The organism is Nocardia sp. CA-145437, from assembly GCF_050956485.1.
GTDB lineage: Bacteria > Actinomycetota > Actinomycetes > Mycobacteriales > Mycobacteriaceae > Nocardia.
The window spans coordinates 625671-641219 of sequence record NZ_CP191204.1; the positions used below are offsets into that span (position 1 = coordinate 625671).

Below are 15549 nucleotides of genomic sequence, written 5' to 3' on the forward strand. Positions count from 1 at the left end.
TCCGGGCGGGCTCTCGCCATCCACGGCCGCGGCCGGTGCGGTACACATGTTGCGCTTTGTGATCTCCCGCCGATATCAGACCTGTTGGTGCTCGGAGGGTTCCCGCGCGCCTTCGACGTATTCACATCGGCTGCAAAGGAATCGAACACCACCATGGCCGCGCCGGTCGTCTTCACCAGCAACTTTTCCGATATGTCGAACGACGAGGGCTTCCAGTGGGACTTCCACTGCGACCGATGCAGAACCGTCTACCAGTCCGCGTTCCAGCAGAACTACCTCTCGCGAGGCCGGGGCCTGCTGCGCGTGCTGCGGGACCTGTTCGGTGACCGTTTCACCGTGCTGAACAAGGCATCCTCGGCCGCCGACAGCTACTCCAACAGCTGGGGCAGCTCGTCCTCGAGCACCAAGGACAAGGCTTTCGCCACCGCCATCAGGGAAGTGGAGCCGAACTTCCGGCTGTGCGGGGGCTGCGGTTCCTGGATGTGCGCGCGCAACTGCTGGAACGAGCAGGTGGGCCAGTGCACGGGTTGTTCACCCCTGGTCCAGCACGAGATCGCGCGGGCGCAGGCCGCCGCCCGCGGTGAACAGATCCAGGAAGCGGCGCGGGGTCAGGACTGGGCCCGGCAGCACGACATCTCCACCCCCGCCCGGGTTCTCTGCCCGACCTGCGGTTCCAACACCACCGGCGGTCGATTCTGCGGAGCCTGCGGCACCGCTCTGGACCTGCGTTCGGGCTGCCGCGGCTGCGGGCATCAGATCCCGGTGGGGTCGGCGTTCTGCTCGAATTGCGGGCAAGGTCAGTAGCATTCGCGGCCGTCGGCGCGGTGGGACCGGCCGCGCGGCGGGGCGATCAATTCAGTTGATCTTGAAAGGATCGTGTTCGGCCATCAGTTTCTCCATGCGCGCCTCGTCGATGCGCTGGTGAACCTTCGACGATTCATGCTGGTCGCGAATGACTTTCGCGAGGGTGAAGCTGCTGCTGACCAGGAACAACATGGCCATCAGGAGGAAGCCGCGCTGCCAGATGTCGAGGGGGAGGTAGGCGATGCCGATGATCAAGGCGCAGAAGCTGATTCCGAAGGCGATCGCGGCCTGCGCCAGAAACGCGGTGGTGGACTTGGTCTGCGCGCCGGGGTTGCTCATGAATCCGAGTGTGGCTGGCGCACCGTCGAATCGACCGAGTACATCTACTCGAGTCGGGTCGGTAGAAGCCGTGTCCGACACGCCCGGGTGATGGCCCCTCTCACACGTGGGGCTCCCCGGATTCGGGCCGGTTGCGTCCATACTTGACGGGTGCTGGACTCCGCCCACGCCCTGACCCGGTTGCGCACACGCGCCGCCGTGGTCGCGCGGCGGGCGGAGGACATCATCGACCTCAATCACACGGGGTTGGTGGTGGCCACCATCTTCTTCGCGTGGTCGGTGACGCCCTCGCTGGTGCCGCGGGATTGGTTGTTCCAGGGCCTGATCTCCGGGCTCAACGCCGCCATCGGGTACGGCGTCGGGTGCGTGCTGCAATGGGCCTTCCGGCGGTGGGTGCGGCCGCGGATTCCGGTCGAGACCCCGCCCGAATGGGTGCGCTACCTGGTGAAGGTCGTCGTGGTCGTGGCGTGCGCCCTGGTGGCGGGCGCCATGCTGGTGCTGTCCGCGGACTGGCAGCGCGAGATCACCAGCCTCATGAACATGGAGGGCACCACCCGCGCCGCGTACCTGCGCACCGGCGGGCTGAGCGTGGCGGTCGGCGCGCTCGTCGTCGCCGTCTACCGGACGCTGCGGGAGGCGGTGCGGTTCCTGGCCCGGTTGCTCAGCCGGTGGGTGAAGGTGCCACCCGCGCTCGCGCCCGCCATCGGGGCGCTACTGCTGACCGTGCTGATCGTGACCCTGTTCAACGGTGTCGCCACCCGGGCCTTCTTCGCGGTCGCGAACTCGGCGTTCAGTGTGCGCAACGACAAGATGAGCGACTTCGCGGTGCAGCCGATGAAGCCGGAGCGTTCCGGGAGTCCGGCCTCGCTGGCCACCTGGGAGACGCTGGGGTCGGAGGGACGGTGGTTCGTCTCGCACGGACCCGATCCGGTGTTGATCAGCGCGGTCACCGGAAAGCCCGCGCGCGAACCGATTCGGGTCTACGTGGGCCTGAAATCGGCGACCCAGGACATGCGTGAGGAAGACATGGCCGTCGCCGAACTCGAGCGCACGGGGGCCTTCGACCGCAAGGTGCTGGTGCTGGCCACCACCACCGGGACCGGCTGGGTGAACGGGGAGGCGGCCGCCGCGCTCGAATACATGTGGGGCGGCGACACCGCGATCGTCGCGTCCCAGTACTCGTATCTGCCGAGCGTGCTGTCGTTCCTGGCGGACCGCGAGAAAGTCGCGGCCAACGGGCGCACCATGTTCGACGCGGTGTACCGGGCCTGGTCGCAACGACCGGCCGACCATCGGCCCAAACTGCTCGTGTACGGGGAGAGCCTCGGCTCGCAGGGCTCCGAATCCGCCTTCGAGGGACTGGCCGATCTGCGCTCCAAGGTCGACGGCGCGCTGTGGGTGGGGCCGCCCAACTCGAATCGACTGTGGCGGCAGTTCGTTCAACGCCGCGACCTGGGCACCCGGGAAGTGGATCCGATCTACGCCGACGGGCTGGTGGTCCGATTCGCCGCCACCGCCGAGGATTTGAATCGGCCCTCGCCGGAGTGGCGCAAGCCGCGCATCGCCTACCTGCAGCATCCGTCCGACCCCATCGTGTGGTGGTCCTCGGATCTCATCTTCTCCCAACCGGATTGGCTGTCCGAACCGCGCGGCGCGGACGTGTCTTCGCAGATGCGGTGGTGGCCGTTCGTCACCTTCTGGCAGGTCGTCGCCGACCTCACCAACGCCCAGGGCGTCAGCGACGGGCACGGCCACCGGTACGGCTCCCTGGTCCTCGACGGCTGGGCCGCCGTCGCCGCGCCGCCGGACTGGACGCCGGTCCTCGGGGAACGCATCCGCACCCAGATCGAGCTCGCGGAGGCGTACGAGCGGGCGGTCAAGTAGCGTGCGCGCCCGGGCCCGCGCGCTGCTGCATCCGAAAGCCCTGGCCGCCATGGTGATACCGCTGATCTGGAGCGACTACCTGCTCCCGGCCCTGCGCTTGGACGTCCGCGGCCGCACCGCCGCCAATACCGGCTACGCGCTCGCGTACACCCTCGCCTTTCGGGGAGACCCGAACTTCCGGTCCCGCCGCGGCATCCGGGCCGGAGCCGTCGCCGCGGCCACCGTGCTGTCCGGCTACGCCGCGGCCCTCGCCATTCCGGCCGCCCGCCGCCACCTGGCCGGACTCGCCGACCGCGGCGCCGGCGTCTCCACCCTGGAATGGACCGCCCTGCACATTCCCGGCGGCACCGTCCTGACCGAGGAACTCGTCTACCGCTCCACCCTGACGCCGCTGCTGGAACGCATGGCGGGCGAGCTCGGAACCGCCGCGGGCGCACTGGTTTTCGGCCTCTCCCACATCCAGCCCGCGCGTGCCGCCGCCGACCCGGTCACCGGCACCGTCGCCCTCACCACGGGGGCGGGTCTGGTGTTCGACCTGCTGCGCCGCCACACCGGCAGCGCCACCGCTCCGGCCCTGCTGCATCTGGCCCTCAATGCGGGCGGAGCCCTCGCCCCTCGACTGGCCCGCCGCCTCGCGCAGTAGCCTCACGGCATGGCGCGACGAGGTGCGGTGGATCCGGCGGCGGTGCGAGCGGCGGTCGCCGCGGTGGGGGAGTGGCTGCGCGACGACTCCGCGCCCGCGCCCGCCCGCACCGAGCTCGCGGCGGCGGTCCGCGGCACCGCCCGGGCGCTCGCGGCCGACGCCCCCGGCCACTCGGTCGAGGTGCGGGTCCCGCCCTTCGTCGCCGTCCAGTGCATCGAGGGCCCCAGGCACACCCGCGGCAATCCGCCCAATGTCGTCGAAACAGATGCTCGGACTTGGCTGTTGCTGGCGACCGGTCTGCTCGACTTCGGCGCCGCGGTGGAATCGGCCGCCCTCACCGCCTCCGGCAGCCGTGCGGGCGAGGTCGCGCGCTGGCTGCCGGTCGTCCCGCTCTGAGTGCTACGCCGCCGCGTCCGGCAGGGTCGCGGGCTTGCGCTCCAAGCCCTTCCGGTCGTAGTAGCGCGTGATGAACAGGCCGAACACCACGCCGATGGTCAGGCCGAGCAGCGCCATCCAGACGCCGCGGGTCAGGCCCGCCTGCCCGTCGCCGAAGAAGTAGAGGATCGAGCGGGTGCCCAGGAACACCTGGTGCATGGGCTCGAACGTGGCCAGCCAGCCGAAGTACTTCGGGGTCGCCTCGATCGGGATGGTGCCGCCCGAGGACGGCAGGCCCAGGATGATGAACACGATCAGGTTGATGATCAGGCCGGCGGTGCCGATCGCGGCCAGCGTCGAGGCGCAGGTGAAGCCGACGGCGGTGATCACCAGCGCGCCGTAGAGGAACAGCAGGAGCGGTCTGTCGATCGGCATGCCGAGCAGCGACGCGATGCCCTCCAGCGCCCCCGACACCACCACCGCCATCACCGCGATCGCCGACCACTTGATCAGCAGCGTGCGCACCCGCGAGATGGACGCACGCGGATAGTGCACGTACCAGGGACCCCACTCGGTCGGCAGGAAGCCGAGAGCGGAGTCGATGAGCTGGTGGATGATCATCGCGCCGACCATGCCGACCAGCAGGAGCAGCAGGCTGTAGAAGAAGGCCGTCAGCCCCTCGCCGGAACCGCCCGGGAGCGGCCGGAACTGCTCGGTCACGATGTCCAGCGGTTGCGCCAGCACCAGCCGGGTCGCGGCCGACAGTTCGGTCGGTGGCGCGCCCGGCGGCGGAGTCAGCTGCTTCGTGACCTGATCGGTCAGCTGCTTGCCGACCTCGGCGTTCACCTGGGTGAGAGCTTGCTCACCGAACTTCTGCACCACCGCGGTCGCGAACGCGCCGGTGCGCGGATTGGTCTGAAGCGTCAGCACCGGCTTGGAGATCTCACCCGGCACCACGCTGCCGACCCCGAGAATGCCGAGCCGCTTGGAGAAGTCGCTGGGAATGATGATGGTGCCGTACACCCGCGCCGACTGCATCTGCAGCTGCGCCTCGTTGATGCCGAGCACCCGCAGATCGATCTTGTCCGCCGGGACCGCCTTGGTGAGACCGTCCGCGACCTGATCGCCGAAGTTCACGTGCCGGACCTGATCGCCGGTCTTCAGATCGTCACCGACATCCTGGTTCACCAGGGCGATCGGGAAATCGTGCAGATTCTTCTCCGGGTCCACGACGTAGTCGAGATACATGACACCCAGGAGCGAGGCCAGCAGCGTGACCACCACGATCGGGAACGCCCACCGGATCGGGCTCAGATGCCTGCGTCGCGGACCGGTTTCCGCGCGACCGGTGCTGTCGGTGCTCGCCACCGTCGCACGCTAACAGCAAACCGCCTGCCATCTCCGTTATCCCAACGGCGGGTTGCCTTGCGGTTACCCGTAGAATGGCTCTCGCCCCCAGCCCGCCGAACAGGGAGCAAACGGTGAATCTCCCCGCCTCCGCCACGACCGTTGATCAGGACGAGAACGAACCGCGCGAAGAGTGTGGTGTGTTCGGTGTCTGGGCACCGGGCGAAGATGTGGCAAAGCTCACGTATTACGGACTATACGCATTGCAGCACCGCGGACAGGAGGCGGCGGGCATCGCGGTCGCCGACGGCTCGCAGGTGCTGGTCTTCAAGGATCTCGGCCTGGTCAGTCAGGTCTTCGACGAACAAACCCTGGCCGCCATGCCCGGCCACGTGGCCGTCGGTCACTGTCGTTACTCCACAACCGGTTCCACCACGTGGGAGAACGCGCAGCCGATCTTCCGCACCACCGCGGTCGGCACCGGAATCGCGTTGGGTCACAACGGAAACCTGGTCAACACCGCCGAATTGAGCGCCCGCGCACGGGAACTCGGGCTGGTCACCGGCCGTCTGGCGGGCGGCATGGCCGCCACCTCCGACTCCGACGTGATGACCGCGCTGCTCGCGCACGCCGCCGCCGACAAGAGCATCGAGCAGGCCGCCATGGAGCTGCTGCCGACCCTGAAGGGCGCGTTCTGCCTCACCTTCATGGACGAGCACACCCTCTACGCCGCCCGCGACCCGCACGGGGTGCGCCCGCTGTGCCTGGGCCGCCTCGACCGCGGCTGGGTGGTCGCCAGTGAGACCGCCGCCCTCGACATCGTGGGCGCCTCGTTCGTCCGCGAGATCGAGCCGGGCGAACTGCTCGCCATCGACGCCGACGGCGTGCGTTCGCTGCGCTTCGCCAACCCCACCCCCAAGGGCTGCGTCTTCGAATTCGTGTACCTGGCCCGCCCCGACTCCACCATCTCGGGCCGCTCGGTGCACGCCACCCGCGTCGACATCGGCCGCCGCCTCGCCGCCGAACACCCCGTCGAGGCCGACCTGGTCATCCCGGTCCCGGAATCCGGCACCCCCGCCGCCGTCGGCTACGCGCAGGGCTCCGGCGTCCCCTACGGCCAGGGCCTGATGAAGAACGCCTACGTGGGCCGCACCTTCATCCAGCCCAGCCAGACCATCCGCCAGCTCGGAATCCGGTTGAAGCTCAACCCGCTTCGCGAGGTGATCCGCGGCAAGCGGCTCATCGTGGTCGACGACTCCATCGTGCGCGGCAACACCCAGCGGGCGTTGATCCGCATGCTGCGGGAGGCGGGCGCCCTGGAGATCCACGTCCGGATCGCCTCCCCGCCGGTCAAGTGGCCCTGCTTCTACGGCATCGACTTCGCCTCGCGCGCGGAGCTGATCGCCAACGGCGCGGGCCCCGACGGCATCGAGGGCGAGAGCCTCGACGACATGGTGGAGGGCGTGCGCCGCTCCATCGGCGCGGACAGCCTCGGCTACATCTCCCTCGACAGCATGGTCGCCGCCACCGAGCAGCCGCGCTCGCGGCTGTGCTGCGCCTGCTTCGACGGCGAGTACCCGATCGCGCTGCCGGTGGAGACCGCCATCGGCAAGAACGTGCTCGAGGGCATGCTGTCCGGCACCACCGAAACCGAGCTGCTGGCCGACAACGCCAACGCCTCGGCGCTGAGTCGCCCCTAGCGCTGAGCGCTGAGTGGCCACCGCGCAAGCGGTCTCGGCGCCCGCTCGCGCAATCGCGAACGGGCGCCGTGGCTTTCCCGTGACAACCCGCCCGCACGCATAACGGGTGGACGGTCGCAACGCCGTGCGCCTCCGGTGCGCAACGGCCCTCCTGCTAGCGTGAGCAGGCATCTATCCGACGATTCGGCTTGGAGCTCTCCCCGACAATGACTGAACAGACCCCCAGTGGTGCCGGTGCCTCGTATGCGGCGGCCGGCGTCGATATCGAAGCCGGTGACCGCGCAGTCGAGCTGTTCGCGCCCCTGGCCAAGAAGGCCTCCCGCCCCGAAGTGCAGGGCGGACTCGGCGGCTTCGCAGGACTGTTCGCACTGAAGGGCGGCTACAAGGAGCCCCTGCTCGCGGCCTCCACCGACGGCGTCGGCACCAAGATCGCGGTCGCGCAGGCGCTCGACAAGCACGACACCATCGGCCTCGACCTGGTCGCCATGGTCGTCGACGACCTGGTGGTCTGCGGCGCCGAACCGCTGTTCCTGCAGGACTACATCGCCGTCGGCAAGGTGGTGCCCGAGCGCGTCGCGCAGATCGTCTCCGGCATCGCCGAGGGCTGCGTCATCGCCGGGTGCGCGCTGCTCGGTGGCGAGACCGCCGAGCACCCCGGCCTGATGGGCGCCGACGACTACGACATCTCCGGCACCGGTGTCGGCGTCGTGGAAGCCGACGCCGTGCTCGGCCCCGACCGCGTCCGCCCCGGCGACGTGGTGATCGGCATGGGCGCCTCCGGCCTGCACTCCAACGGCTACTCGCTGGCCCGCAAGGTGCTGCTCGACATCGACCGCATGTCCCTCACCGGGCACGTCGAGGAATTCGGCCGCACCCTCGGCGAGGAGCTGCTCGAGCCGACCAAGATCTACGCCAAGGACTGCCTGGCCCTGATCGCCGAGACCGACGTGCGCACCTTCTGCCACGTGACGGGCGGCGGCCTGGCCCAGAACCTGGCCCGCGTGCTCCCCGCCGGACTCGTCGCCGAGCTCGACCGCGGCACCTGGAACCCGGCCCCCGTCTTCAAGATGATCGCCCAGCGCGGCCGCGTCGAGCGCCTGGAGATGGAGAAGACCTTCAACATGGGCGTCGGCATGGTCGCCGTCGTCGCGCCCGAGGACGCCGACCGCGCGCTGGCCGTCCTCACCGCCCGCCACATCGACTGCTGGACCCTCGGCACGGTGAAGAAGGCCAAGGACGCCGACGCCGCCCGCGTCGCGCTGGTGGGCGACCACCCGCGCTTCTAGCAGACAGAGAACGGCCCCGGCACTCGCGAGAGTGCCGGGGCCGTTTGTCTTTTCGCCGGTAGGAAGGGGGACCGGCAGTAGTTGTTCGCCGCGGATGCTCAGCGAATGGCCCTGACCTCGGGGCATATCGACGTGCTAAAGGGGAAGGCCATAGTGGGCCTCCCCCTTACACGGCGAAAATCCGAGGTCAGCGACGCCAGTCGTCGTAGTCGTCTTCGTCCCAGCCCGCACGCGAGTCCTTCGCGTCGTGCTCGTCGGAAAGCACAGCACCACTCAGCTGCGTGTCGGAGGGACTCCCCGACAGTTCGCGCTGAAGGCTCGTGAAGTCGGTCGACGGTGAGCTGTACTTGAGCTCACGTGCAACCTTGGTCTGCTTTGCCTTAGCCCGGCCACGGCCCATGGCTGACCCCCTCGCGTCACTGCGGGGCGGCCTGGGGTGGGTTTGGCGGCCCCGTTCGAATTAATACTCTTCCTGACGAACACTTTAGCGTGTGTCAGGCGGTCGCGCTTCCAGGAGTGGGGGATAAACGTCCCGGGGCCGGGACCGGCGACGACCGGGCGATCCTGAAAACCCTGCGGACCGGCGACTACAGGACGCCGGGAATCGCTCGAATGATGCCGACGCGAGCTCCGCCGCCCAGCACCGCGGGCGTTGCCAGCTCAGCGTGCGCATCGGTCCACTCGACCCCCATACGCTGGAGAATGGCCAGCGTCAGCGGAAGCCGCGCGCGATCAGCGCCGTCATCGATCTTGTACGCGAAGGCCGAACCGTCCGGCAGCGCACCCGCGTGCACCCCGTCCGCGCCGATCTTGCACACCAGTCCCGGCGTCGCGGACATAACGCGGAAATCGGGGCCGTCCGTGCCGGAAATCACTCGCGGATGGGCCCGGATCGCGTCCGCGACGCGGCGTTCCGGCGCACCCTCGGGCGCGGTGGCGAAACCCGCGTAGGCGCGGGCCAGATTCACCAGCGACACCGGCACGATGGGCAGGCCGCACCCGTCGATGCCGAGATCGGTCTCCGGCTCACCGGTCACCTCGGCCACGGTGTCCAGCACCGCCTGCTGCAACGGGTGCCCGACCTCGAGATAGCCGCGGGTCGGCCAATCGTTGATCACGCAGGTGGCGAGCATGGCGGCGTGTTTGCCGGAGCAGTTCATGAAGATCCGTCGAGCCGCCTTGTCACGGTCGGCGCCGGCCAGCACCCGGGCCCGGGCCTGCTCCTCGAACGGCAGATCCGGCGGGCACTCCAGGTCGTCCTCGGTGAAACCGAAACGGTCCAGCAACCGCTGCACCAGCTCCACGTGATCGGGCTCGCCGAAATGCGAGGCGGTGGCGATGGCCAGCTCGGCGTCGTCCACCGGTTCGAAACCGTTGCGCAGCAGGGTGAGCGCCTGCAGCGGCTTGTTGGTGGAGCGCGGGAAGATCGGGCCGTGCACCGCACCCACCTCGACCAGCGGCTCACCGTCGGGGCGCAGCACCACCGCGGAACCGCGGTGCACGCACTCGCGGAAACCGGACCGCACCACCTCGACCAGATCGACGCTCATCGGTGCCCCTTCGCTGTCATCGGGCCGCCGCGGCGTGGCGGCGGCGGTGACGGTCGATCTGCATGCGGACATCGTCGGAGAGGGTGGGCTCGGCGGATTCCAGCAATTCCAGGCGCACGGGGTCCGCGCCGGCGAACAGATCGCGGACCGTGACGCCGTGCTCGGGGACGTGCACCACCCGCACCTCGTCGCCCGCGCCGATCCCGCCCTCGGTCAGAACCCGCAGGTAGGCACCCGTATTCGCCTGTGCTGTAAAGCGTTTCACCCACTGCGGTTCACCGGTGCGCCACTGGAAGGTGGCGCACGGGACCCGCGGGGCGGACACCTCGAGCAGGGTGTCGCCGATGGTCCAGCGCTCACCGATCACGGCGTCACTGACAGGGAGCCCGGTGATGCGCAGGTTCTCGCCGAACCAGCCCGCCGCGAGTTCGCGGCCCAGTTCGGCGGACCAGCGCTGCGCGTCCTCCTCGGCGTAGGCGTAGACGGCCTGGTGTGCGCCGCCGTGATGCTTGGTGTCGCACACGTGGTCGCCGTCCAGGCCGAGGGTCCGGACCGGAACCCGGTGCGGCACCGGACGTTTGTCGATGGCGGTGCGGCCCACCTTCGAGGACTTGGCGGGCACCTCGAGGTCGGCGTGCACGACGCAGACGGCCAGCACCCGGCCGCGGGGGGTGGCGGTCATCGGCCGCGCAGCTTCTCGACGGCGAGCCGCCCGGCCTGCGGTTCGTCGTGCGTGGGTACCGAATCCGCGTCGATGGCCGCCGCGCACGGGCCGGCCACCAGTTCGGTATCGACCGGGATGGTGCGTTTGATCAGGGCCAGCGCGATCGGGCCGAGTTCGTAGTGGTCGATCACCGTGCCGAGCGTGCCGACCGCGCGGCCGCCCGCCGTCACCGGATCACCGGGCGCCGGACGGGAATCCGCCGAGCCGTCCAGGTGCAGCAGCACCAGGTGCCGGGGCGGCTTGCCGAGATTGTGCACCCGCGCGACCGTCTCCTGACCGCGGTAGCAGCCCTTGTTCAGGTGCACGGCGCCGTGTTCGGCGGGGCCGCCGATCCAGTTGACCTCGTGCGGAATGGTGCGGTCGTCGGTGTCCAGGCCCAGGCGGGGGCGCAGGGCGGCCACCCGCAGCGCCTCGAACGCCCACAGGCCCGCGGGCGCCGCGCCCGCGTCGCGCAGCGTGGTCCACCAGGCGGCGAGCTGATCGCGGGGGACCAGCAGGTCGAAGGAGTCGGCGGTGGGCCAGGGCATGCGGCGCAGGAAGCCGCCGCCGGGCAGCGGGACCGCGCGGTAGGTGTCGGGCAGAGCGGGCACGCCCAGGGCGGCGACGAGGTCGGCCGCGGCCGGGCCCAGCAGGCTCAGGACCGCGTGGTCATTGGCGTCGACGGGCTTGGCGTCGGCCCAGAACACCATCTTCTGCAGGAAGCTCAGCAGTTCGGGGCCGCGCGCGCCCTCGGTGTCGATCCACACCGTGCCGTCGAGTTCGGTGAGCACGAAGTGGTTCAGCACGCGGCCGTTGAGATCGAGGTCCAGGTTCTCCGCGGACTCCCCGTCACCGAGATCGGCGACGGCCTGACTGGAGATGGTGTGCAGCCAGCTCAGTCGTTCCTTGCCGGTGATCGCGAGCACGAACCGGTGGGAGCGATCCACCACCGCGACCCGCTCCGCCGCCGCGCGCTGCTCACCGAAGGGATCGCCGTAATGCCACGCGACCGCGGCATCCGGTGACTCCGGCAGCCCCGCGACAGCCCCTGGAACCTGCAAGATCGGACTGGCAACCGAGGAGGACACGACTCCACCCTAGCGGCTCGCGGCGACAGGCCTCGAGCGCACGGCTCGGGAGCCGGACCCGGACCGATGTCGTCCCCGGGACGCGCCGGTGGCGCATGTGGGCAGGTTTGACACGCGAGCCCTGCTTCCAGCAGGTCGTGGCAGGTGGCTTGACGGGCCGGGTGGCACGGTATGGCACCCAGGACCCGTCGACTCCCCTAGGCTCATCGCATGGTGGAACGGGTTCTGGTGACACTCGACGGCGCGATCCGGGATCCGGACGCGCCGTTGTTGTATGCGGACGATATCGGTGCGCTGCGGGGCGACGGCGTCTTCGAGACGGTGCTGGTGCGCGACGGCGTGCCGTGCGCGCTGGAAATGCACCTGGCGCGGCTACGGCGCTCGGCGGAGGCGCTGGATCTCCCCGCGCCGGACCTCGAGGCGTGGCGGTTCGCGGTCGAACTGGCCGCCGAGCAATGGGGCAAGGACCGCGAGGGCACCCTGCGGATGGTCCTGACCCGCGGACGTGACAGCGATCACGGCGGAGCGGGCGAACGTCTGGCGACCAAGACGGGGGATCTTGCCGGAGCCGAACCCGCCACCACCGGTTACGTTTTCGTGGTCGGAGTCCCCGGGCGGGTGGAAAAGGCGCGCGCCGAAGGCGTTTCGGTGATCACCCTCTCCAAGGGCATCTCCGTCGACCTGGCCCAGAACGCGCCGTGGCTGCTGATGGGCGCGAAAACCCTGTCGTACGCGACCAATATGTCCGCGCTGCGGTTCGCTCAGCGGATGGGCGCCGACGACGTCATCTTCACCAGCACCGAGCACCGCGTCCTCGAGGGTCCGCGCTCGACCGTGGTCGTGCAGCGCGACAACCAGCTCATCACCCCGCCCGCCCGCAACGGCGTCCTGCCCGGCACCACGCAGCGGGCGTTGTTCGCGCAAGCGGAGAAGGCGGGCTGGGAGTGCCGCTACGAGCCGCTGTTCACGGCCGATCTGATCACCGCGGACGCCGTGTGGATGCTGTCCTCGATCACCCTGGCCGCGCGGGTCAATTCGCTGGACGGCCTGCGCATGTCACCGCCGGACAATGCGGCCGAGATCGTGGAGATGGTGAACCGCGGCATCGCGCTCCCCGGGAGCCTCGCCGACTGGTAGTCCCGATCACGTTCGAGCAAATATCGGGCGTGCTGTGGCGAGGCATACGTTGATCCGCGCCTCCCGACGCGTAGTCTTTGTTACTACGTCATGTCGTAGATCGGCAGGGAGGTCGGATGAGCGTCGTAGATCTGGCGCGCTGGCAGTTCGGAATTACCACCGTCTATCACTTCATCCTGGTGCCACTCACCATCGGCCTCGCACCGCTCGTCGCGGGCATGCAGACCGCGTGGGTGATCACCGGTAAGGAGCACTGGCTCAGGCTCACAAAGTTTTTCGGCAAGCTGTTCTTGATCAACTTCGCCCTCGGCGTCGCCACCGGCATCGTGCAGGAATTCCAGTTCGGCATGGGCTGGAGCGAATACTCCCGCTTCGTCGGCGACGTGTTCGGCGCGCCTCTGGCCATGGAGGCGCTGGTCGCCTTCTTCATGGAATCGACCTTCCTGGGCCTGTGGATCTTCGGCTGGACCCGGCTGCCGAAAAAGCTGCACCTGGCGTGCATCTGGCTCGTCGCCATCGGCACCAACGCCTCCGCCTACTTCATCATCGCCGCCAACTCGTTCATGCAGCACCCGGTCGGCGCGGAGTACAACCCGGAGACCGGTCGCGCCGAACTGCACAGCATCGGGGCGGTGCTCACCAACAACACCACCCTCGCCGCCTTCCCGCACGTGATCGCCGGAGCCTTCCTCACCGCGGGCACCTTCGTGGCCGGCATCGCCGGCTGGTGGATGGTGCGAAATGCCCGCAAGGCCAAGGCGGAAGGCGACGAGGCACTCCTCGAGGACGCCCGCACCATGTGGCGGCCGAGCGCGCGCATGGGCCTGTACGTCGTCCTCATCGCCGCGGTGGCGCTGATCTTCACCGGTGACATCCAGGGCAAGCTGATGTTCAAGCAGCAGCCCATGAAGATGGCGTCGGCCGAATCGCTCTGCCACACCGAGACCGATCCGGACTTCTCCGTGCTGACCGTCGGCACCCACAACAACTGCGACAGCGTGGACCACCTCATCGAGGTGCCCTACGTGCTGCCGTGGCTGGCCACCGGCGAATTCACCGGCGTCACCCTGCAGGGCGTCAAGGACCTCCAGGTCGAGTACAACCAGAAGTACGGCGTCGGCGACTACCGGCCCAATCTGTTCGTCACCTACTGGTCCTTCCGCGCCATGATCACCTGGATGGCCGGCTCGATCCTGTTGGCGCTGGCCGGATTCTGGGTCACCCGCCGCGGCCGGGTCCCGGACCAGACCTGGTTCAGCTGGCTGTCGCTGATCGCGATCGCCACCCCGTTCCTGGGCAATATCTCCGGCTGGATCTTCACCGAGATGGGCCGGCAGCCCTGGGTCGTCGCACCCAATCCGACCGGCGACCAGCACATCCGGATGACGGTGCAGCAGGGCGTCTCCGGGGTCTCGGCGGGCACGATCCTCACCTCGCTGATCGTGTTCACCGCGCTCTACGGGCTGCTGGCCATCGGGTGGTTCTATCTGATGCGCCGCTACGTGATCGCCGGGCCCGAGCAGGCATCCACCCCGGACACCCCGAAGATGACCGGGGAGCCCGTCGAGAAGCTTTCCTTCGCGTACTAGGAGCCGAGGATGAGTCTCCCTGAATTCTGGTTTCTGCTGATCGCGGTCCTGTTCACCGGCTACTTCGTGCTGGAGGGCTTCGACTTCGGCGTCGGCATGCTGATGCCGATCATCGGGCGCGGTGACGAGAAGAAGAAGCGCACCGTGCTCAACACCATCGGACCGGTGTGGGACGGCAACGAGGTGTGGCTGCTCACCGGTGGCGGCGCCATGTTCGCCGCCTTCCCGGAGTGGTACGCCAGCCTGTTCTCCGGGTTCTACCTGGCGCTGCTGCTCATCCTGGTCGGGCTGATCGCGCGGGCCTGCGCCATCGAATGGCGCGGCAAGATCAACGACCCGCGCTGGCGCACCTGGTGCGACATCGGCATCGGCCTGGGCTCCTGGATCCCCGCCCTGGCCTGGGGCCTGGCCTTCGCCAATATCGTGCACGGCGTGAAGCTCAACGAGCGCAAGCAGATCGAGGGCAACTTCTTCGACCTGCTCACCCCGTACGCGCTGCTCGGCGGGCTCACCACGCTGCTGCTGTTCCTGCTGCACGGCGCGATGTTCATCGCCCTCAAGACCGGCAACGAGGTCCGCGACGACGCGCAACGCATCATCCGCGTGCTGTTCGTGCCCACCGCCGTCGTGGTGGCCGCCTTCGGTATCTGGACCCAGCTCGCCCACGGGCACGGCTGGACCTGGATTCCGCTGGCGCTGGCCGTGATCGGACTACTGGTCGCGGGCTTCGCCGCGAGCCAGGGCCGCGACGGCTGGGCGTTCACCGGCACCGCGATCACCATCGCGGCCGCCACCGTGCTGCTGTTCGGGTCGCTGTTCCCGAATGTGCTGCCGTCCACCATCAACGACGCGTTCAGCCTCACCGTCGACGGCCGCGACGGCACCGTCGCCGCCTCCTCCACCCACTACACGCTGGTGGTGATGAGCTGGGTCGCGGTGGCGCTGGTCCCGGTCGTGCTGGTCTACCAGGCCTGGACGTACTGGGTGTTCCGCAAGCGGCTCACCATGGAACAGATCCCGGCGCCGATCGGGCTGCCCATGGAATCCGCGAAGAGCTGAACCCGGGGCGCGCCGCCCCGCCGGAAGGCCCAGGGCGGCGCGCCT

15 protein-coding genes are annotated in these 15549 nt (G+C 69.1%); 9 read left to right on the forward strand and 6 right to left on the reverse strand.

The window, feature by feature from the left end:
* Nucleotides 1-153 precede the first annotated feature (153 nt).
* Nucleotides 154-804, forward strand: a complete 651-nt coding sequence (locus tag ACQPYY_RS02930; protein ID WP_433592673.1) for a double zinc ribbon domain-containing protein — start codon at nt 154-156, stop codon at nt 802-804.
* Nucleotides 805-855: 51 nt separating this feature from the next.
* On the opposite strand, the gene ACQPYY_RS02935 is transcribed toward ACQPYY_RS02930, so the two are convergent.
* On the reverse strand, nt 856-1143 hold the full coding sequence (locus ACQPYY_RS02935; RefSeq protein ID WP_379105884.1) for a YiaA/YiaB family inner membrane protein: 288 nt from the start codon (nt 1141-1143) through the stop codon (nt 856-858).
* Nucleotides 1144-1293: 150 nt separating this feature from the next.
* Between ACQPYY_RS02935 and ACQPYY_RS02940 the strand changes: the two genes are divergently transcribed.
* The 3 genes from ACQPYY_RS02940 to ACQPYY_RS02950 are packed head-to-tail and all read left to right on the forward strand — an operon-like array spanning nt 1294 to nt 4066.
* Nucleotides 1294-3027 carry an alpha/beta hydrolase gene (locus ACQPYY_RS02940; protein WP_433592674.1) on the forward strand — a complete coding sequence of 578 codons (1734 nt, stop codon included), beginning with the start codon at nt 1294-1296 and terminating at the stop codon, nt 3025-3027.
* Between the two features lies 1 nt (nt 3028).
* Nucleotides 3029-3670: a lysostaphin resistance A-like protein gene (locus ACQPYY_RS02945; protein WP_433592675.1), complete on the forward strand. Its 642-nt coding sequence runs from the start codon at nt 3029-3031 to the stop codon at nt 3668-3670.
* A gap of 9 nt (nt 3671-3679) precedes the next feature.
* On the forward strand, nt 3680-4066 hold the full coding sequence (locus ACQPYY_RS02950) for a sterol carrier family protein (RefSeq protein WP_379105878.1): 387 nt from the start codon (nt 3680-3682) through the stop codon (nt 4064-4066).
* 3 nt (nt 4067-4069) lie between these two features.
* On the opposite strand, the gene ACQPYY_RS02955 is transcribed toward ACQPYY_RS02950, so the two are convergent.
* Entirely contained in the window at nt 4070-5413 is a 1344-nt protein-coding gene (locus ACQPYY_RS02955; protein ID WP_433592676.1) for a YhgE/Pip domain-containing protein, read from the reverse strand.
* Between the two features lie 74 nt (nt 5414-5487).
* Between ACQPYY_RS02955 and purF the strand changes: the two genes are divergently transcribed.
* On the forward strand, nt 5488-7092 hold the full coding sequence (gene purF, locus ACQPYY_RS02960; RefSeq protein ID WP_379276305.1) for an amidophosphoribosyltransferase: 1605 nt from the start codon (nt 5488-5490) through the stop codon (nt 7090-7092).
* 206 nt (nt 7093-7298) lie between these two features.
* Complete coding sequence (gene purM, locus ACQPYY_RS02965; protein WP_357198442.1) at nt 7299-8378, forward strand: phosphoribosylformylglycinamidine cyclo-ligase; 1080 nt, start codon at nt 7299-7301, stop codon at nt 8376-8378.
* 187 nt (nt 8379-8565) lie between these two features.
* Here the strand turns inward: purM and ACQPYY_RS02970 are convergent, their stop codons facing one another.
* From ACQPYY_RS02970 to ACQPYY_RS02985, 4 genes are all read right to left on the reverse strand, one after another.
* The gene (locus ACQPYY_RS02970) at nt 8566-8778 is read right to left on the reverse strand and encodes a DUF3073 domain-containing protein (RefSeq protein WP_213558229.1); all 213 of its coding nucleotides are present in this window, start codon (nt 8776-8778) and stop codon (nt 8566-8568) included.
* Between the two features lie 187 nt (nt 8779-8965).
* Nucleotides 8966-9928: an asparaginase gene (locus tag ACQPYY_RS02975; RefSeq protein ID WP_379105872.1), complete on the reverse strand. Its 963-nt coding sequence runs from the start codon at nt 9926-9928 to the stop codon at nt 8966-8968.
* A 16-nt stretch (nt 9929-9944) separates the two neighbouring features.
* Nucleotides 9945-10610 (reverse strand): MOSC domain-containing protein, encoded by a 666-nt coding sequence (locus ACQPYY_RS02980; protein WP_433592677.1) that lies wholly within the window; start codon nt 10608-10610, stop codon nt 9945-9947.
* Nucleotides 10607-11719 (reverse strand): YgfZ/GcvT domain-containing protein, encoded by a 1113-nt coding sequence (locus ACQPYY_RS02985; RefSeq protein ID WP_433592678.1) that lies wholly within the window; start codon nt 11717-11719, stop codon nt 10607-10609. Before ACQPYY_RS02985 ends, ACQPYY_RS02980 begins: the two co-directional genes overlap by 4 nt.
* A 210-nt stretch (nt 11720-11929) precedes the next feature.
* Here ACQPYY_RS02985 and ACQPYY_RS02990 point away from each other — a divergent pair, with 210 nt between their 5' ends.
* From ACQPYY_RS02990 to cydB, 3 genes are all read left to right on the forward strand, one after another.
* Nucleotides 11930-12856: an aminodeoxychorismate lyase gene (locus ACQPYY_RS02990; RefSeq protein WP_433592679.1), complete on the forward strand. Its 927-nt coding sequence runs from the start codon at nt 11930-11932 to the stop codon at nt 12854-12856.
* 116 nt (nt 12857-12972) lie between these two features.
* Nucleotides 12973-14445 carry a cytochrome ubiquinol oxidase subunit I gene (locus tag ACQPYY_RS02995; protein WP_433592680.1) on the forward strand — a complete coding sequence of 491 codons (1473 nt, stop codon included), beginning with the start codon at nt 12973-12975 and terminating at the stop codon, nt 14443-14445.
* A 9-nt stretch (nt 14446-14454) separates the two neighbouring features.
* Nucleotides 14455-15504 (forward strand): cytochrome d ubiquinol oxidase subunit II, encoded by a 1050-nt coding sequence (gene cydB, locus ACQPYY_RS03000; RefSeq protein ID WP_433592681.1) that lies wholly within the window; start codon nt 14455-14457, stop codon nt 15502-15504.
* Nucleotides 15505-15549: the final 45 nt, after the last annotated feature.